The 18,117-nt window shown below is 72.9% G+C and carries 13 protein-coding genes; 7 read left to right on the top strand and 6 right to left on the bottom strand.

The window, feature by feature from the left end; translation table 11 throughout:
* Positions 1 to 20: 20 nt before the first annotated feature.
* From WMF36_RS17225 to WMF36_RS17210, 4 genes are all read left to right on the top strand, one after another.
* Positions 21 to 1,799, top strand: coding sequence for a right-handed parallel beta-helix repeat-containing protein (locus tag WMF36_RS17225; protein ID WP_437580694.1), 1,779 nt, complete (start codon positions 21 to 23; stop codon positions 1,797 to 1,799).
* Positions 1,800 to 2,122: 323 nt separating this feature from the next.
* A complete protein-coding gene (locus tag WMF36_RS17220; RefSeq protein WP_437580693.1) occupies positions 2,123 to 2,656 on the top strand; it encodes a sugar dehydrogenase complex small subunit in 534 nt (177 codons plus the stop codon).
* 40 nt (positions 2,657 to 2,696) lie between these two features.
* Positions 2,697 to 4,310: a GMC family oxidoreductase gene (locus tag WMF36_RS17215; protein WP_437580692.1), complete on the top strand. Its 1,614-nt coding sequence runs from the start codon at positions 2,697 to 2,699 to the stop codon at positions 4,308 to 4,310.
* A 139-nt stretch (positions 4,311 to 4,449) separates the two neighbouring features.
* Positions 4,450 to 4,584 (top strand): hypothetical protein, encoded by a 135-nt coding sequence (locus tag WMF36_RS17210; protein WP_437580691.1) that lies wholly within the window; start codon positions 4,450 to 4,452, stop codon positions 4,582 to 4,584.
* A gap of 369 nt (positions 4,585 to 4,953) precedes the next feature.
* Here WMF36_RS17210 and WMF36_RS17205 read toward each other — a convergent pair whose 3' ends face one another.
* Positions 4,954 to 5,223, bottom strand: coding sequence for a hypothetical protein (locus tag WMF36_RS17205; RefSeq protein ID WP_437580690.1), 270 nt, complete (start codon positions 5,221 to 5,223; stop codon positions 4,954 to 4,956).
* 589 nt (positions 5,224 to 5,812) lie between these two features.
* On the opposite strand from WMF36_RS17205, the gene WMF36_RS17200 reads away from it, so the two are divergent.
* The gene (locus WMF36_RS17200) at positions 5,813 to 6,346 is read left to right on the top strand and encodes a hypothetical protein (protein ID WP_437580689.1); all 534 of its coding nucleotides are present in this window, start codon (positions 5,813 to 5,815) and stop codon (positions 6,344 to 6,346) included.
* A 61-nt stretch (positions 6,347 to 6,407) separates the two neighbouring features.
* Here WMF36_RS17200 and WMF36_RS17195 read toward each other — a convergent pair whose 3' ends face one another.
* On the bottom strand, positions 6,408 to 6,644 hold the full coding sequence (locus WMF36_RS17195; protein ID WP_437580688.1) for a DUF2399 domain-containing protein: 237 nt from the start codon (positions 6,642 to 6,644) through the stop codon (positions 6,408 to 6,410).
* 618 nt (positions 6,645 to 7,262) lie between these two features.
* Here WMF36_RS17195 and WMF36_RS17190 point away from each other — a divergent pair.
* Together WMF36_RS17190 and WMF36_RS17185 are read left to right on the top strand one after the other, a co-directional pair.
* A complete protein-coding gene (locus WMF36_RS17190; protein WP_437580687.1) occupies positions 7,263 to 8,300 on the top strand; it encodes a hypothetical protein in 1,038 nt (345 codons plus the stop codon).
* A 48-nt stretch (positions 8,301 to 8,348) separates the two neighbouring features.
* The gene (locus WMF36_RS17185; RefSeq protein ID WP_437580686.1) at positions 8,349 to 9,695 is read left to right on the top strand and encodes a hypothetical protein; all 1,347 of its coding nucleotides are present in this window, start codon (positions 8,349 to 8,351) and stop codon (positions 9,693 to 9,695) included.
* A gap of 72 nt (positions 9,696 to 9,767) precedes the next feature.
* Here WMF36_RS17185 and WMF36_RS17180 read toward each other — a convergent pair whose 3' ends face one another.
* Genes WMF36_RS17180 through WMF36_RS17165 form a run of 4 tightly spaced genes read right to left on the bottom strand, consistent with a single transcriptional unit; the run spans position 9,768 to position 18,043 of the window.
* Positions 9,768 to 11,009 (bottom strand): TIGR02679 family protein, encoded by a 1,242-nt coding sequence (locus WMF36_RS17180; RefSeq protein WP_437580685.1) that lies wholly within the window; start codon positions 11,007 to 11,009, stop codon positions 9,768 to 9,770.
* A gap of 16 nt (positions 11,010 to 11,025) precedes the next feature.
* Complete coding sequence (locus WMF36_RS17175) at positions 11,026 to 15,183, bottom strand: TIGR02680 family protein (protein ID WP_437580684.1); 4,158 nt, start codon at positions 15,181 to 15,183, stop codon at positions 11,026 to 11,028.
* On the bottom strand, positions 15,180 to 16,391 hold the full coding sequence (locus WMF36_RS17170; RefSeq protein WP_437580683.1) for a TIGR02678 family protein: 1,212 nt from the start codon (positions 16,389 to 16,391) through the stop codon (positions 15,180 to 15,182). Before WMF36_RS17170 ends, WMF36_RS17175 begins: the two co-directional genes overlap by 4 nt.
* Positions 16,388 to 18,043, bottom strand: a complete 1,656-nt coding sequence (locus tag WMF36_RS17165) for a TIGR02677 family protein (protein WP_437580682.1) — start codon at positions 18,041 to 18,043, stop codon at positions 16,388 to 16,390. Before WMF36_RS17165 ends, WMF36_RS17170 begins: the two co-directional genes overlap by 4 nt.
* Between the last annotated feature and the right edge of the window lie 74 nt (positions 18,044 to 18,117).

The raw sequence follows: 18,117 nt of genomic DNA, 5'->3' as shown, positions 1-18,117 counted from the left end.
GTTCGAGAACGGAGGCATTTGTGTTGTTGGACCAGCGGTTTGTGAAGACCTTGATCGGAGCCTTGTTCGCGCTCGTCTCCGCTCGGGCCGGAGCCACCCCGGTCTCGGACGGCTCCGGCCACGCTGCTGCTGAATGGGGACATCACTCTTCTGCGGTAGAGAGCGCCGGGTCCGCGAGTTTCTGCAGTCTTGATGCGCCCGACGCCGAACCGCCTTTCGTGACAGACGAGGCGACGGGGCTCGCCTGCCCTGATTACGCCACGGAATCTCCGCTCTGCACGGGGCCTTTCTGCCCCGCCAGCGGCGTCTGCTTGGGGACCAGGACGCTGCACGAGGACTTGAATACTTGCCTGGGGGCGCGCTGCTGCCTGCCAGGATCCGTTGACCCGGACGGCGTGGTCGACGTCCTTCCCTACCTGGCGAGGCCGGCGGAATGGCCGTTCTCCGCCGACGCCTCCGTCGACCACAGCACGAGCGTCGACGACAGTCCGGGCATCGCGAGGGCCATCGAATGCGCGGCGTCGCTGAGTGCCCGCAGGCGCACCGTGGCTTTTCCTGCGGGGCGTTACGTGCTGCGCACTCCCCTGCGGCCTCACTACGACGCGCTGACCCTGGAGGGGCCGGAGCTGTCTCCCGACGCCGACCCAGGCGATCCCGGGACCGCGACCCTTGTGGCGATTCCCTGCAATCCGGAGCAGTACCCCGGGGCGATCCAGGTCACCAGGGTCATCAGGCGGGACGGGACCGTTGTCGAGGCGGTCCGGGGGCTCCGGATCCGCAACCTGCAGATCGCGCTCACGGAGGGACCACGCAAGATAGCCAACAGCGGCATCCAGCTGAACACCTGCTCGGAGTGCAGGGTGGAGAACGTCATCATGCGGTACTCGCCCCTCGCGCCCCAGCTGCCTTCCTGCAAGCCACGCAACCTGGACGGCATCGGCTTCACCTGGGGCACCGGGGGTGTCATCCGGAACGTGATCGTGGACGGCGTACCGAAGGGCGGCATCTATCTGTCCTCCATCGCCGGGTACCACGACACGCCGCCCATCCTCGTGGAGAACTGCGAGATCAAGAACATCGACGGCCCGCTCGGCGCCACCGCGATCAAAATTGTCACCGCGAACGTGACCGTGCGCAACTGCGAGGTTCATCACAACATGATCCATCCCGGCAACGGCTCCAGGACGGACAATGGCGGACACGGCCTGTGGATCTCCACCCTGCCCCGCCGAAGCGCCGAGATCCCGAGCGCGGTGGCGGAGAACGTGCTGGTCCAGGACAGCTACTTTCACCACAACGGCGGCGCCGGCGTCATGCTGGCGAGCGGCATCGAGGAGGACCGTCCGACGGGGATCCGGATCAAGAGGGTCATGTCCGCTTACAACGGGACCCACGGCGTGCACGTAGAGGCGGGCACCGGCGTCACGCTCCGGGACATCTGGTCCTGGGGAAACGGGTACTACGGCGTGCTCCTGACCTCGCGGACGACGCTGCCCGCGAGCTCGGTCCGGATAGGCGATGTGACCCTGGAGGCTCCGCTCGTCTTCAACAATATTCTACGCCACACATCAGGTTCCTATCCCGGTATCAGGATCGAGGCCAGCGACGTCACGATCCGCGGCGGTACGGTGGCTCGGTGCGAGCTCTCGCGCGGGAGGCAATCGCGTTCGATCCAGCAGCAATGCTGGTTGTCGGGACCGGCTGGCGCCCAGGTGCTCTTTCATCCGGAAGACAACGTCATCTCGGGCGTGAGCACCTATGGCACGAGCGCGCCGGAAGTGCTGAGTTGCCCTTATTGAGGAGCGGTCGGATTGCGCGCTTGACCGCTTGAGCTGTATCCGGTTTGATCGGAGATCCACGTCTCCGTGCGGCCGATGGCGAGCTTGATGGTGATGAGCGACCCGAGTGAGCGACCGCGACGGACGTGGAGTGGTCAGGCAGAGACGGTCACGCAGAGAGGGTCAGGTAGCGGATGGATGGGGAGCGACCTTGTGGACCATGGGAGATCGTGATTGACGTTGGGCACCTCGTCCCTCATGTCATCATGGCCTGAGCCACGAGCCTCCCCCGTGGCAACAGCGGCATCCAGCAGTTCAATCCGGGGCGGATCCTCCAGAGAAAGATGGCAAGGCCCGGCACCTCGACCGCCCTCTCACGCGCCATCGTCCGCATGGGCCGGCGCCGTTTCGCCCTCTTCACCTCCGCGCTGCTCGCCGCCGCCGCCGGTCTCGCGGGGCACGTGATCCGCGGCCGGGCCGCCACGCCGCTCGACCGGTTCCTCGCCCTGTCCACGCTGCTCACCGGGGTGGATGACCTCGTCCGGGACCACGCGCAGATCTACCTCGACTGCCTCCTCGCACGTCCGGAGCAGGCTGCGGCGCTCGAGGACCTCTATGCCAGGGCGGGGCTCGTCGGCGACGCTCCGGCGTGCACCCTCGATGACCTGACCGCGCGGGGCGTCTTCGCCGACGGGCGCCTGCGGGCGCTCGCGGACGAGATCCTCCTGTTCTGGTACACGGGCGAGTACGACGCGGCCGACGGGCGCGCGCTGGCGACCTACGAGGGCTCGCTCGCGTGGAGATCGCTCCCTTACGCCAGCGCGCCGGGCACCTGCGGCGGGGCGATGGGGTTCTGGGGAGAGCCGCCCGCGGGATGAGGCGGCGGGGCGCGCGGCCGCCGCCCGGAAGGAGCTCGGTATGGGGGACAGGCTGCAAGCGGATGTGGTCATCGTGGGCGCGGGCATCGCGGGGACGCTGGCCGGCTACCGGCTCGCGAAGGCGGGCGCCAGGGTGCTTGTGCTGGAGTCGGGGCCGCGGGTCGACCGCGACAAGGCCGTCAGCGCGTTCCGGAGCGCCGTGGTCAAGACGCTGGAGGTCCCCTTTCCGCGCTCCGTGGCCGCGCCTGCGCCGAACGAGAGCGCTCCCGGCGGGTACTACGTGCAGGAGGGCCCGGATCTCTTCAAGAGCACGTACCTCCGCGTCGTCGGCGGGACGACCTGGCACTGGCTCGGGACCGCCCTCCGCTTCCTGCCCGACGATCTCCGGATGAAGACCCTTCATGGAGTCGGCGTCGACTGGCCCATCGCGTACGACGCGCTCGAACCCTGGTACGTCGAGAGCGAGATCGAGATGGGCGTGGCCGGCGACGACAGCCTCGGCTCGCCGCGCAGCACGCCTTACCCGATGTCGCCCATCCCCCACAGCTACTCGGATCTGCGCATCGCCGACAGGATCTCGGCCCTCGGCTATCGGGTGACCGCCACGGCGCAGGCGCGCAACAGCGCCGCGTACGACGGCCGGCCCGCGTGCTGCGGCAACAACTCCTGCATCCCGATCTGCCCGATCGTGGCCCGCTATGACGCCTCGGTGCACGTGAAGAAGGCCGAGCTGGCCGGCGTGCGGATCGTGGAAGAGGCCATCGCCACCGCCGTCGGCGTCGGCCCTGACGGACGCGTGTCCCGTGTCCTGTTCAAGCGCCCGGACGGCACCGAGCACGAGGCCTCGGGCAAGGTCTATATCGTGGCGGCGCACGGGATCGAGACGCCCAAGCTGCTCCTGATGTCCCGGACCGACGCGCTGCCGGACGGGGTCGCGAACCGGAGCGGCCAGGTGGGGCGCAACCTCATGGATCACCCCATCCAGCTGAGCTGGGCGCTCGCCGGGGAAGCGCTCGGGCAGCCCCGCGGACCGCTCTCGACGGCGGGGATCGACGCCACGCGGAACAGCGCCTCTCGGGGGGTGCGCGCCGCGTTCCGGGTGGAGCTCGGCAACAGCGGGTGGCAGTGGCCGATCGGCGGGCCGGGGGTCGCCGCGGCCGATCTCGTGCGCAAGGGTCTACGGGGCAAGCAGCTCGCTGCCGAGCTCGCGTGGCATTGCACCCGGCAGCTCTGCGTGTCCAGCTTGATGGAGCAGCTCCCCGATCCCGACAACCGCGTCACGCCTGCCTTCGATCAGCGCGACGCGCTCGGGTTGCCGCGGCCGCGCCTTCATTACCGGGTCGACCCCTATACCCGCGACGGCATGACGGCCGCGCGCGCGGTCCACGACCGGATCTTCGACGCGCTCGGGGCCACGTTCCGCGAGCACCGGCTCGAGCACGAGGGCGCCGGGCACGTCATGGGCACCTACCGGATGGGCGCCGACCCGAGCGCCTCGGTGGTCGACCCGAACCTGCGCGCGCACGACCACGACAACCTCTACCTGCTTGGCAGCGGCGTCTTCCCCACCGGCGGCGCCGTGAACCCCACGCTCACCATCGCCGCCCTCGCGCTGCGCGCCGCGCATTCCATCGCGACCGCGCTCGGGCGCTGACTTCGGGGCGTCGCGATCCGGGCCCCGTCCGGCTCGCGACGCGCATGCTGGCTACACCGGACTCGGTGATGCCTCCTCTTGCGGCAGGTGCAGCAGGTGCGGCAGGTGCGGCAGTCTGCGGGGCGGCGCCTTCCGAGCCTTGCAACATCATCGCCTGCGACAGCCCCTGGATCGCATCTCGCCCGACGACATCGAGCGCTATCTCAAGGCGCGCGGCTACCGGCCGGCCTCGTCGATCGAGAGCCGCTGGCCCCGGGACATCGCCTACGCCTGATCGCCGTCATGGCGCAGATGGCCGACGGCGAGTAGGTAGGCCGCCAGTTCCCCGCTATCCCCAGCGACCCACGCTCACCCGGCGAAGGGCCCGAGACACTGCGACGGCCAAGGGCCTGGAGCGCTCGCTTGCTCGCTGCCGACGTGACGGCCGAGGCGGGCGGGAGGACGAGCAGCCGGCGGAGCGTCCGTCGATGCCGCCCCAAGAACCAGCGGCCCCTGTGCCCTCGGTCAGACGCGCTGGCCGGCCCGGTGTAACGCTACCCCTCACAGCCGAGCGAGCCGTCCGTCTTCGAGCAACACCCCGGGAGCTGAAGCCGAGTACGCCTCGGTTCCGGCGATGGGTAGACTCGGCGCGTCCGCAAGTCGCTCATTGGCCCTCCTTCATTCGCGGCTCAAGGGGCGGCTCGAGCGCATCGCCATGGATCTCGCGCAACAGAATCGCCGCGTGCCGAGCTCCGCTCTCGATCGCGTCGAGAGGATCTTCCCCAGATACATTGTAATTGCGCCCGTCGACTTCCACAGGGATAACCCAAGGCCATTTCTTCTCCGGTGGGTTTCTGGTCGGCTCGTGGATGCGAACCACGATGTCGCGCGGCTCGCCGTCCTCTCCGGTCACCTTGAAGACTAGTTCGATCATCACTTGCACCTCCTGTCGCAGTCTTTGAGGCATCGCCCAAGTTCTTCGGTGCATTGGCTCCGACAGTTCCTGTCCCCCTTTGGGCAGTCGTCGTAGCACCGCTCCCAGAGTTGATCGCACTTTTCCTTGCATGCCTCTTTGCAGTCGGACGAGCTTGAGCCTGCCGCCCACCGACATGAGTCGCACGACTGCGCACCGGAGCCGTTGCGAACCCCAGAGGCTTCCTCACATCGATCCCTGGCTTCGTCCAAACTCGCGTGCTCGCCCTGGTACCGCGTTGTGCAGCTATCCGACGCGCCCTGGTTACTGCAAACAGCCGACCCCGCCTTCCACGTGACCGTGCATTCTACGGTTTGCGAGCACGGATCCGCATCGAAACCCGTGTGATCTTGCGGCTCCAGTGGCACATACCACCCGAAGCCTCCAACCCCTCCTGTCGGTGAGATGATGATGCTGCCGCCGACGCCTTCGTTTCCCTCACCCCGGACATAGCACTCACCCACATCGTAATTGCACGCCGTGAGACCGAAGCACAGAACAAAAATAGCCTGTTCATCTCGACTTTGCCTCAAATCTCCAAATGGGTCCAGTGGTCACCATCACGACCAGACTTCCCGGAAGAACGCGACTACTGCCGCCAGCCCAGTCCACATGGACGCTGGTGGATACGCCCAAGGGCCCGGCGAAGAAGCACCTGATGATCGAAGAGATGGTCGCGCTGCTGGCTCCCTGGGTCGAGAACGCGCAACGGAAGCGGCTGTTCCTCTCGGTCCCGGAGATCGCCGGTCTGCACCCCAGGGTGGTCGAGGCGCATGAGACCGTGCTCGCAGTGCGCCCCACCAAGGAGAAGACCGCGTCCGTGCCGAACGCGACCCTCCTCTCGGCGCGCAACAAATGGTTGCGGGTCGTCGCCGCGGTGCTCTCCAACCTGGACCTCTCCGATGCGCCGGCCGAGGCCATCGAGACGATCCGCGGCCCCGTGCTGAAGGCGTCGGAGCGCGCCGGCAAGCGGTACGCCGGCGCCGGGCCAAGCGAGACCGCCGTCGAGGAGCCGGCGGCCCCGGCGGCGCCTGCGGCGCTCAGCGAGGTCGACGCGGCCGGGAGCGATGCCCTCGGCGGCTGAGCTGTCCTGCCCGTGACGCGGGCCGACAGGGCGCGGAACGCAAGGAACGCACGCGCCCTTCTCAGCCCACCCCCTCGCCCCGCCGCAGATCCTCGAGCAGCGCCTCCACCACGCCCTCCTCGTGCACCGCGCGCCGCTCCTCGCGCATCGCCGCGCTGAGCTCGTCGTCCCAGACCGCGGCCACCGGCGCCCCGGCCAGCTCCGCCCCCTTCGGCGCCGCGCGGTAGTCCGCCGCGCCGTACCGCCACGGCAGGGCGCCGTGCCTCCCGAGCACCACGTTCCCGATACGAAAGCCCACCCCCAGCGGCGCGCACCCTCAAGATCCCCGCCTGGGGGCTCGAGCTCGCGGCAGGAGGGTGGGTATCACGAGGTCGGCTGCCGTGAGGTGCTGTCGGGCGCCCAATCTCATGGGATGGCAGGATGGCGCTCTCCCTCCGTCGAAAGGAACCTTCGGACAAGCTCGCGGACGACCCGCGCAAGGGAGCTCTCGCGTTTGAAGCTCGAGCTGCGCCTGGCCGAGGTGCTCCAGGGTCTCGCCAATCCGTCCTGCGCGTCAGCGGGACCTGACCATGCAGCACGTTTGATCACGGTCGCAAGAGGCAATCTCACCTCCATTTTCCGCTTGCCCATTGTTTCTTGAGACCACACTATTATCCTGCGATGAGGGGGCCGCGCGTGCGCCGCCCCCTCGGGGCGTCCGTCGGTTCGACCCCGCGAACCCCAGGCTCTGACGGACGAACGTCGCGAGCGGCCCGAGCTTGGGGAGAGCGGGCGAGGAATCCTTCCGTATCTCGAGCGAGCACGCCCGCCGCATCGGGCCGCTCGCGACGTTCGTCCGTCAGAGCCCGGGACGCTCCACGCGCCCGCGTCACTGCCTCGTATCCCGACAGCCATGCTGTCGCTCGGAGGTGCGCCCGTGAACCCAGCGATCGTCCTGCCGCTCATCGTCGTATCGTCGTGCCTCGCCTCCGCCGCTGCCGCCGCCGAGCAGGCGTGCGGGTACTCCAGCGCCGGCTGGAATGCGCCGAACGGCGCGGCCGTGTTCAGCGCCGGCTCCGGGCCCATCGGGGACGTCCTTCACGCCGTCGGCGAGGTCCGGACGCACTCGATGCTGTCGCATGGCCCCGGAAAGTGGGTGACGCACGCCACGATGAAGCAGCCGAGAGAGAACGCCTGGCCTGCGGTGTGCAGCGCGCCCGTCAGGCCCAGCGACCTGCTCGAGGGCTATCCTGGGCTCGAGCAGGTCAACCAGGGCGGGATCTACCGCTTCCTCTACGGGAGCGGCGCGAGCGGCTCGACCGCGCTGACCTATCAGGTCGGCGATCCCGTGAAGGCCGCGTCGATCGGCAACACCATCTGGTGGGATGTGCCTTACTACGCCGCTCCCTCGATCATCGACGAAGCAGCCGAGTTCACTCGACTGAGCATTCGCGGCGGCCGGGTGCGGTACTCGTTCTACCAGTACCGCACCACCGAGGGCACCCCGACCGGCGGCCCGGCGTGGAACAACGGCATGGTCTGCTCCTCGTTCCTGGCCTACGCGCACCATGCCGACGGCCGGGGCGCCATCCCCCCGTACACGTACAGCCACACCAAGCTCGCCAACGCGGCCAACGCCCTTCACGCCGGGGTGAGGGGCGACTGCGAGGACAGCCTGGGGTTCTGGGGCTCGCTCGGCACCTCGATCGCCTGCTTCGCGGACGTCTGCGGAAAGGCCGCCGATCAGGTCGCAAACTGCATGGCCTCGCACGCGTGCGACACCAGCAGCAGCAGCTTGTGGAGAGGCGTCCGCGACGACCCGAAGACCGTCGCCGTGTCCATCAGCCCCGACCTCATCGGCGGCTGGAGCGGGCACGCCTGGGGGACGCAACCCGGCGCGACCGTCTGGTCCGCCGATATGAACCACAACGTCCAGTGGAACTCCGGCGGCAACGTCTACGGGTGCTGGTACTGACGAGCGTTTGACGAGCGTTCGAGCACAAGGACGCGAGGAGCTCAGGCCATGACGACCAAGATCGGCGCGCATCGGTCAAAGACGCGATGGGCCGGTGTGGCGGCGCTCGCCGCCGCGCTGGGGCTCTTGATCTGGTGCCTCCGCGCTCCCACGGCCCCCGAGCCCCTTCAGGCGGCGCCGAGGGCGAGCGCGCCCGAGGCCCCGCCGAGCGCAAAACGCGCGGCGAGCGTCACCGCGGCGAGCGCCACCGCGGCGAGCACGAAGGCGTCCGCGGAGGATCCGGCCCCCCTCATCGACGAGGTCGAGGTCGAGAAGCCGGAAGTGTGCGCCGGCGAGGAGAACCTCATCGCCGTGCGCTCCCATACCACGAACGGGACAGATGAATACCTCCACACCGTCATTGGCAGGCACACGGGATCGCGGGTGCCGCTCCGCATCTGGCCCGATCTGGACGGATCGTACGCGATGCCCACGATCTCGGTGTTCGGGCGAAACAACGTAATGAGTCAGATCGAGGTTCCGAGATACAAGGTCAACGACTGCAAGCCGGAGCGGATCGTCGCCATCACCCACAAGCTCCTGCCCAACACCGCCGATGAGGTCGAGCTCACGGCGCGGATCGTGGACGTCGGGGTCAAGGACGACCCCCACGCAAGGCCGTTCAAGCCCGCGAGCTATGCCTGGGTGTTCGACGACGGCGATTCGGAGGAGACAAGGGCTCCGTTCGTGACCCACAGCTACGAGCGCCGCCGGCAAACCGCGCTCGTCTCCGAGTTTCTGCTCCGGGTGGAGGTCCGGGGCGAAGCGGGGGAGAAGCTCACCGGCCGCGCTCTGCTCCAGATCCCGAACATGGTCTTTCAGAACCTCGCCGAGCGGGGGATCGTGACCCTCGTGGCGACGCCGACGCGCCGCTTTCCCGAGCAAGACGGCGACGGCGTGGTCCGGCAGGCCTTCCGCCTCTGGCATCACCGCGACGCGCCGGTGCGGATCGATACGGTCACGGCGGTGCGGCACTACGCGAAGGCTTCGGACAGCTCACCGCCCGAGGAGGTCTCGCTCGGGCTGGTCGAGATCCCACCGGGGCAGGGAGTCGATGTGGAGGTAAGGCTCGACGCGGTCGACGAACCGGACGTCTTCACGATCACGTACTTTCTCGAGGGGGAGACGGCGGAGGGGCACGCGGCGCGCGGGACGTTCTCGCTGATGAAGCCGCCGCCCGTGCCGACCAAGGGGTCGAGCACCCCGGTCACGGAGCCGGTCCTCCTCGCCAAGATCAAGCGGGCGCGGGAGCTCCTCGCGCAGGAGTTCGTCACCGACGAGGACATCTGGCGCCTGGAACGAGAGGGGAAGATGGCGGATCTCGACGGCTCGCCGCCGCGCACGCCGGCGCCGTAGCCGGGTGAATACGCGAAGATCTCGCGAAGAACACGGTGACAGCGCGGGCAGCCGAGGCGACGCGATCCCTTCTCAGCTCACCCCCTCGCCCCGCCGCAGATCCTCGAGCAGCGCCTCCACCACGCCCTCCTCGTGCACCGCGCGCCGCTCCTCGCGCATCGCCGCGCTGAGCTCGTCGTCCCAGACCGCAGCCACCGGCGCCCCGGCCAGCTCCGCCCCCTTCGGCGCCGCGCGGTAGTCCGCCGCGCCGTACCGCCACGGCAGGGCGCCGTGCCTCCCGAGCACCACGTTCCCGATACGAAGCCCGCCCCAGTCGAAATCGCCGTGGTACCGCAGCGTCGCCCCGGCGCCGCGGAGCCGCTCCAGAAGGAGCCGCCCCGCGGTCCGGACCTGCCCCTCCACGCAGACGAGCGGCGCCCCGCGCGGCCCGAGGCGGTCGGCCGCCGCCGCCAGGACCGCAGGGTTCTCGCAGACGAACACCTCGCGCCCCGACACCTCGAACCGCGGCGGCGCCCGCCGGAGCTGCCGGACCGACAGCCGGCACGGCTCCCCGGCCGCCGCATGCAGCGAAAGCACCCGCCCGGCCAGGCTGTCCGGCGCCGCACCCAGGTTGAGCACCAGCACCGGGGCGCTGAGCTCGTCCAGCAGCACGCCCGCCCCGTCCCACGCCTCCCGCCGCTCCGCCGCGCGCTCCCAGCCCGCCACCCCGGAGACCGTCGCCGCGAACCGGACCACGAGCGCCCCCAGCGGCGCGCCCGCGTCGAGCGCATGGCTGTCCCCCGTCACCGCCGCCGCGAGCTCTGCCAACGGGACGCCCTCCGCCGGAAGGCGGCGTACGACCTCCACCGCCTGCCCGAGCAGACGCCGCGCCCCCTCGACATCCCCGCCCGAGAGCCGCCGCACGAGGCCGGTCGCGCGCAGCTCGTCGAGCCACGCGCCGACCTCAGGCCGGCCATCGCCCGACGCCGCCGCCTGCTCGAAGACGGCCTGCCAGCCCGCCTCGGCCCGGGCCGCCTCGGCGCGGAGATCCCGCACGGGACCCGTCAGCGCCACCACCGCCGCCTCCACGCCGTCGCAGAGCTCGGCCCCGCGCAGGAGCTGCCCCAGCTCGTCCAGCGAGACCCGCAGCGCCGCACCCTGGATCCCCCGGCCGAACAGGCGCTCGACAGCGGCGCGCTCCGCCGCCGTCGGGTCGCGGCGCTGCACGACCGCGCCCTGCACCGGCTCCCCGCGCGAAAGCCGCCGCCGCGCCTTCTCCACGATCCACCCGAGCTCCCGCGCGCCGAGCACCGCCCGCAGCCGGTCGCCGCTCACGAGAGCTCGCCGCCGCTCACGCCGCCCCGTCGCCGAACAGCGGCCCCACCGCGCCCGCGGGCAACGGCTCCGCCCGCTCCGCCGGCGCCGCCGCCCCGTCCGCGCGCACCCGCTCCCGCCCGTTCCACACCCACCGCGTCACCCCGACCGCGTCGATGCCAGGCCTCACCGTGAGCTGATGGATCGCCAGCCCTGGCAGCGTCGCGTAGCACCCCCACTCGCGCTCGCTCGTCATCACGAAATCCAGGTCGAACGCCGCGAGCAGCCCCATGCACTTCGCCCGCATGTCGGGATCGATGCCCACGAACGCCTCGTCCAGCAGGATGAGCCGCGGGGCGTGCGGGTGCGCGCTGCGGTAGTGCGCGGCCGCCGCCGCGAACTGCGGGATCGTCAGCGCCAGCGCCTTCTCGCCGCCCGAGCCGGTCCCGTACGTGCGCCTGTTGAGGCGCTTCCACACGCCGTCCTGGTGGCGCTCCACCGCGAACGCATGCCACCCGCGGTAGTCGAGCGCCGTCGCCAGCTGCTCCTGCCAGCTCGCCGCCTCGCCGCGCGCGCGCACCTCCTCGATGCGCTCCTTCAGGAACCGCGCGAGCAGCTCGCGATCGCCGGGCGACCAGGTGCCGCCCGCCCGCATCAGCCGCTGCCGGGCCTCGAGGAGCGCGGGCGGGCCGTCCGCGAGCGGCGTCCACGAGAAGCGTAGCCGCATCCCCGTGCTCGTCGGCCGCGCGGCGAGCTCCTGGTTCATGTCGCGCACCATCTGCTCGCACCGGTGCAAGAGATCGTGCAGGTGGCTCGCCACCTCCCCGATGAGGTGGTTCTCCAGCACCTCCCGCTCGCGGGCGTCGAGCACCGTCCGGCGATGCGCCACCTCGTCGGCCAGCATCGCCTGGAGATCGTGCACGGCCCACGTCCGGTCCTGGAACGGCACCGTCACCGCGATGAGCCCGTCCTCGCTCGTCGTCTGCGGCCCGTAGCCGTGCGGCAAGAGCGCGTCCCGCAGCGCATCGACGTGCCGGAAGATGCCCCGCTGCAGCCGCTCCCACGCCCTGTCGTCGTGCTCGACGTCGCCGCTCGACGCCTCGATCCGCCGCGCCACCTCCACCGCCCGCGTCGGCGACCACCCGGCGGCCCCCTCCGCCCCGGGATCGACGTCGGGGAGACCCAGCACCGACAGGAGCCGCGCCCGCGCCATCACCGCGAGCGCATCGATCTGCCCCGCCCGCTCGTGCGTCGCGCGATCGAGCCCCTCGCGGAGCGGCTCGATCCTCGCCTGCGCGCGGGCCTCCGCCACCCGCGCATCGCCGTGCGCCCGCTGCGCCGCGCGGTGCTCCGCCTCGCGCGCCTCGCGCCGCTCTCGCGCCCCGGCGAGCTGGCGCAGGATCTCGTCGACGAGCGCCCCCGTCGTCCGCTGCAGCGTGTCCCGGTGCACCTCGGCTTCATGGAGGCGGGACGCCGCCCGCCGCCGCGCCTCGGCGCGCTCGACGGCGCGCTCCGCGGCGAGCTGCGCCTCCGCCTCGGCCTCTCGCGCCCGGCGGAGCGCCGCCGCGGCGGCGCGCGCCGTCGGCCACAGCGCCGCCGCGGCGTGGACCAGCGCCTCGAGCGCCGCATCGTGCCGGTCGAGCGCCCCGACCCACGCCGAGAGCCGCAGGTCCGCCGCGGCCTGGTCCCGCTCCGCGAGCGCGTACGCCTCGCGCTGCCGCCGCGAGAGAGCGCGCTCCTCCTCCGCCGCGAGCGCGGCGCGCGCGTCGATCACGGCCGCCTCCGCGGCCTGCTCCGCGGCCAGCGCGCGCCGCACCGGCGCGGAAGGCGGCGCGCCGGCCGCCTCCTCGCGGGCGACGCGCCCGCGGCGATCGAGCTCGGCCCGCGCGGCCAGCGCCGCCTCGATCGCCTGCGCCGCGTCGCGGAGCGCCGCCTCGATCGCCGCGAGCCGCCGCCGCCGCGCCGCCGCGCGCGACGCGTGGCCGATGTGCTCCGCCTCGGCCTTGGCCCAGGCGCCGTGCAGCGGGCCGAGCGCGAAGCGGCCCGAGACGTCGACCCAGACCCGGCCCGCCCCGCGGCCCGCGCCGATGCGCGCGAGCACGGCCCGCACCACCTCCTCCGGCACCGGGGGCGCGGCGAGCGCGCCCTCCGCGCCCGCGCCGTCCGCGCCCGCGCCCTCGCCCGGCGACACGCGCAGCCAGCGGCCGAGCTGCTGCTCCGGCGGGAGCGCCGGCGACCCGGCGGCCGAGAGCGCCGTGTCGAGCACCCCCTCGGCCAGGAGCTGACCGTCCGGCGTCACCCAGGCGTCGAGCAGCCCCGCCGCCTCGAGCGCCGCCTCCAGGCCTGCCCGGCCGGCCGCGTCGAGCCCGGGATCGAAGTCGCAGAGCTGGAACAGCGGCGCCCCCGGGCGCCCCTCGCGGGCGCCCGGCGCGCGAGAGGGCGGCGGCTGCGGGGCGCGGTGCGCGCCGCGGAGGAGCGCGTCCCGCTCGTCCTCCAGCGCGCGCCGCGCCTCCTCCGCCGCCGCGAGGGCGCGGCCTACCTCGGCCCGCGCCGCGGCGAGCCGCCCCTGGGCGTCGGCGAGCGCGCGTTGCGCCGCCTGCGCCGCGGGGCTCTCGCCGTCGCCGTGCTCCGTCCACGCCGCGAGCGCGCCGGCCACCGCCTCGACGTCCGCGCCCCCGATCGGCAGCTCCGAGAGCCCGCGCGCCCACGCGCGCCACGCATCGACGAGCGCGTCGGCCTCCGCTTCCCGCTGCGAGAGCGCCGCGGCCGCCCGCTCCCGCGCGCGCTCGAGCCGCGCGGCCGCGCCCTCCAGCGCCGCCTCCGCGCGCTCCCGCGCGGCGCGCGCCGCCGCGACGTCGCCCTCGAGCCTGCGCACGTGCGCGACGCCCCGGCGGCGCTCGGCCACGGCCGCGTCGAAGCGCGCCCGCGCGCCCGGGAGCGCGCGCTCCAGGTCGGCGTCCCAGCCCCCGGGCAGCGCCGGCGGGGGCAGGCCGACCTCCGAGGCGGCGCCGCCCGCGGCGGCGACTGTCGCCGCGAGCGCGTCGCGCTCGGCGTGCGCGCTCGCATCGGCCTCCTCGCGCTCACGCGCGCGCCGCTCCGCCTGCTCGACGGCGCGGCGACGCTCGCGCTCCGCCTCCGCCGCGTCGGCCGCGGCGGCCTCCGCGGCCCGGCGCGCCTCATCGAGCGCGCGCGCCTGGTCCATCTCGGGCCGCCGGCTCAGGGTCTCGACCTCGCGCGCCGCGCCGCGCGCCGCGAGCTCGGCCTCCTGCTCGGCCGCGGCCGCCTGCTCCCCGGCTGCCCTCGCCTCGTCGAGCCCCGCCTCCGCGGCCCGCAGCTCCCGCATCGCGGCCTCGTACGCGGCGTGCGCGCTCCGCACCCCCGCCGCGCGCCGCCGCGCCGCGACCTTCACGTAGCGGCGGTACTCGTCGAGGAACGCCGACGCCGCCGCGCTCGCCGCGGCGAAGCCCTCGAGCGCCGCGCGATCCGCCTCGAGGCTCCTGAACGACTCGGCCAGGTCGGCCACGACCGCGGGCGGGACCGGCGGCAGCGCGCTCGAGAGCGCCCTGGAGAGCTGCGCCTCGTCGAGCTTGCGCGACAGCTGCGGCTGCCGCAGCTGGATCAGGAGGTCGAGCAGCGCGCCGTACCGGTCGCCCAGCTGGAAGAGCCGGCGATCGACCGCGGCGCGGTAGGCCGCGGCGCTCGTGAACACCTCGCCGCTCTCGCCGAGCTCCGCCTCGAGCCGCTCCCTCCCGATCGCGGCCCCGGCGCTCTGCAGGAACAGGTCGCGCCCGACGCGCTTCGAGGTGACGAACAGCCACTTGCCGGCGAGCCCCCGGCCCTCGATCGCGTGCAGCCCGCAGCCGAGCGTCAGGTAGTGCTCGGCCCCGTCGTCGTCGCGCCGGCCGAGCTCGATCCAGGTGTAGCCGCGCCGCTCCTCGTGGCGGCCGAGGAGCAGGTTCCACTCGACCCGCTTGGCCGGGTCGGCGTCCGGCTCCAGGCGGTGCGGGCTCACCTCGCCGTCGAGCAGGAACGGGAGCTGCAGCGCGAGCACGCGCGACTTGCCGCTGCCGTTGTTGCCGCGGAGGAGCAGCCGGCCGCCTTCGAAGAGGAACTCCTCGCTGTCGTAGCGGTAGAGGTTGAGCAGCCCGCTGCGGAGCGGCTGCCAGCGTCGGGTCACGGGGGAAGGCAGGGTCACGGCATCCTCCTCGGCGTGGTTGTGCGCGGCGCGGCGACCGCGTACCGGGCGATCGCCGGCTGCGGCGTGATCCCCGAGGGCGTCCAGCGCAGGAGGCGGAGCGCGGCGAGCCGCGCGAGCGTCCTGTCGGTGAGCTCGACCTCGGCGCCCGCGCCGACCACGGCCTTCCTCCAGCGCCCGCGGTGCTCGGCGATGAGCTCCGCCACGCGCTGCTCGACCGCGGCCCGGCCGACGAGCTGCCCGTCGCGCGCGCGGCCGGCGAGCCACTCGGCGACGAGCAGCGTCAGGTGCCCCTCGGTGCCCTCCTCCGGCATCGCGAGATCGCTGAGCTCCTCGTCCGGATCGACCATCGCCAGCCCCTCGCGCCGCGCCTCGGCGACGAGCCCCGTCGCCCGCTCGATCTCGGCGACGATGAACGGCCGCTGGGTCGTGAGGTACGCGCGCTCCTCGGGGCCGAGATCCTCGTAGTAGACGACCGGATCGTCGAGCAGCCTCCGGAAGAGCCGGGCGCGCAGCGCCTGGTTGCGGGCGTCGTCCGTCTCCGGGGCGAGCTCCTCGACAACGCCCGCGAGGCGCGCGGCAAGGTCCGCCGCGCCGGTCGTCTCCAGCGTCGACGGGCCGCGGCGCACGTTCAGCATGGCGGCGACGGCCGGCCGGCTCACGTTGTAGAGCACGTCCCGCTGCTGATCGGCGATGAAGCCCTGCTCCTCGCCGGCGACGCGCGTGAGCACGCGCAGCGAGAGGAGGAAGCGGACGACGTGGACGAGATCGCGCCGCTGGTCCTGCGCCGCGAGCTCGAAGGCGCCGGCGCGGGCGAGCGCCGGGTCGCCGGCGAAGTAGTCCTCCATGCGCCCGGCGAGCCGCCCGAGCGTGGTCTGGCGATCTTCGCCCTCCAGCGCGAGCAGGGCGAGGCAAAGCAGCACGTACCGGCGCCGGGTGAACGGGGTGCCGTGGTGCGGATCGAGCGCCGGGCGCGTGCCGTCGGCGAGGTCGGCCGGGGTCTTGCGCAGGCGCGCCTGCTCGGGCTCGACGAGCAGCGACCAGCGAGGGTAGCGGGCGAGCCAGGCGCGGAGCGCCGTGGCGTGGCGTCGCACGAGCAGGAACGACGCGGCGTGCGCGCCGGCCGCCGGCAAGAGGGGGTGGCGCAGGAGGGCCCGCAGCGCCTTCTGCTGCTCGTGCTGCTGCTGCGCCTCGAGGGCGTGTGTCATGAGCGCTCCGCCGCCGCCCGAGCGGGCGCCGGCCCCGGGGGTGCCGTCGCGCGATGCCGGGCCGGGAGCGCCTCGTCGGGGGCGGTGGCGCGATGCCGGGCCGGGGCCACCTCTTCGGGGGCGCGCGTGCGATGCCGGCCGGGGGCCGTCTCTTCCGGCGCGAGCGCGCGCAGCGTGAGCAGGTGATCCGGCCCGCGGAAGGTGCCCGCCGGCGTCTCGACGGTCGCGACCCGGCCGTCGTTCGTGGGGACGAGCGAGATGGCGATCGATCCGTCGCTCGAGGTGGTCTCGCCGCCGCCCGCGGCGAGCGCCTCGCCCAGCCAGTCGAGGAGCATGTCGAAGGCCAGCGGCGTGAGCTCGCCGAGCTCCGACAGGCGCGCCGGCCGGCCCGTGGCGAGCCGGGCGCGCGCCTCGGCGAGGGCGCGCTCCTCCTCGTCCTCGTGCGCGAGGAGGAGCGCCTTCTCGCGGGAGCGGTCGATGACGTCGTTCGGCCGCCCGGGCCGCGCGTGCCGGCCGGTGGCGCGGAGGCGCGGTGAGATGCGGAGCGGCGGCGCGTCGAGCCAGGAGCGGCTGGCAGGGACCGGCGCCGCTTCGCGCTCGGCGAGCGCCTCCGGGTCGACGAAGAGGTGCCGGGCCGAGGCGAGGCCGAACGCGGCGCGCCAGAGCCGGTGGGCGTCCTCGTCGGTCGGGGCCTCGGCGAACCAGCGGGCGAGGGTACGGAGATCCGCTGCCCGGTCGCTGCGGGTGAAGCGGCGGTCGTGCAGGCTCGCGATCGCGGCGAGCAGGGCCGGGATCGCGGCGCGGGCGCGGGCCCTGAGCTCTTCCGCCTGCGACGGCACCCCCGGGCGGCCGATGAACCACCCGCGCAGCCCCTCGATCCGCGCCTCCCACCGCGCGGCCGCGGCCCGGAGGTCGGCCTCCTCGCCATCGAGCGCGTCGGCGATCTCGCGGCGGCCGGCGCTCTCCGCGAGCCGCCGCGCCGCGGCCGCGTCGACGTGGCCGAGCAGCTCCGCGATGTCCGCGGTCGCGATGACGAGCTGGCCGACGAAGCGCTCGAGGTAGTCGATGAGGCGCTGTTTGTAGGCGAGGAAGCTCGCCACGCCGGCCCCGTGCAGGTCGATGCTGCGCTGGAGGCTGCCCATGAACGCCTGCGCCTGCGAGGTGAGCTCGTCGAAGCGCGCGCGGAGCGCCGAGAGCGCGAGGTGGACCGCGCTGTCGTCGAGCTCCGGCCGGGAGAGCATCTGCGCGACGCTCTCCAGCAGCGTGCGGATGTCGCCGAGCGCCGCGGCCTGGAGCTCGCCGCGCTGGGCGAGCGCCTCGACATAGACGCTCACCGCGCGCTCCACGGCCTCTCCCTGCGGCGTGAGCTGGTAAAGAAAGCGCGGTCGGTAGAACTCCTCGACGGTCGCGACATCCGCGGTGTCCAGGTGGGACTGCAGGTCTCCCCACGCGCAGAGCTGCTGGAGCGCCGCGTCGACGGCGGTCGCGTCGAGGCCGTTCTCGCGCACCGCGCGGAGGACATCGGCCGGCCTGAGGTGCAGCACGAAGCGCTCTCGCGCCTCGACGAACGAACGCATGATGGCGCGATAGAGCGCCGCGTTCTCGACCGTCAGGTAGGTAAAAACTGGAAGTCTCGACGGAAACGCTTCCATGACTCCTGCACGCTGACGCCACGGGGCTGTCGCTCTCCAGCCATGGCGCCAGCGCTACCTAATACCGCCGAGAC

The sequence above is a fragment of the Sorangium sp. So ce887 genome (genome assembly GCF_051521455.1).
Taxonomy (GTDB): domain Bacteria; phylum Myxococcota_A; class Polyangia; order Polyangiales; family Polyangiaceae; genus Sorangium.
Note: the sequence above shows the minus strand (reverse complement) of the source record. Positions and strands in the feature narration are given on the sequence as shown.

Coding starts and splice junctions, on each gene's coding strand:
- WMF36_RS17220 (WP_437580693.1), top strand. CDS start 2,123: ATGGCAAGGCCCGGCACCTCGACCGCCCTCTCACGCGCCATCGTCCGC.
- WMF36_RS17215 (WP_437580692.1), top strand. CDS start 2,697: ATGGGGGACAGGCTGCAAGCGGATGTGGTCATCGTGGGCGCGGGCATC.
- WMF36_RS17205 (WP_437580690.1), bottom strand. CDS start 5,223: ATGATCGAACTAGTCTTCAAGGTGACCGGAGAGGACGGCGAGCCGCGC.
- WMF36_RS17185 (WP_437580686.1), top strand. CDS start 8,349: ATGACGACCAAGATCGGCGCGCATCGGTCAAAGACGCGATGGGCCGGT.
- WMF36_RS17170 (WP_437580683.1), bottom strand. CDS start 16,391: ATGACACACGCCCTCGAGGCGCAGCAGCAGCACGAGCAGCAGAAGGCG.
- WMF36_RS17165 (WP_437580682.1), bottom strand. CDS start 18,043: ATGGAAGCGTTTCCGTCGAGACTTCCAGTTTTTACCTACCTGACGGTC.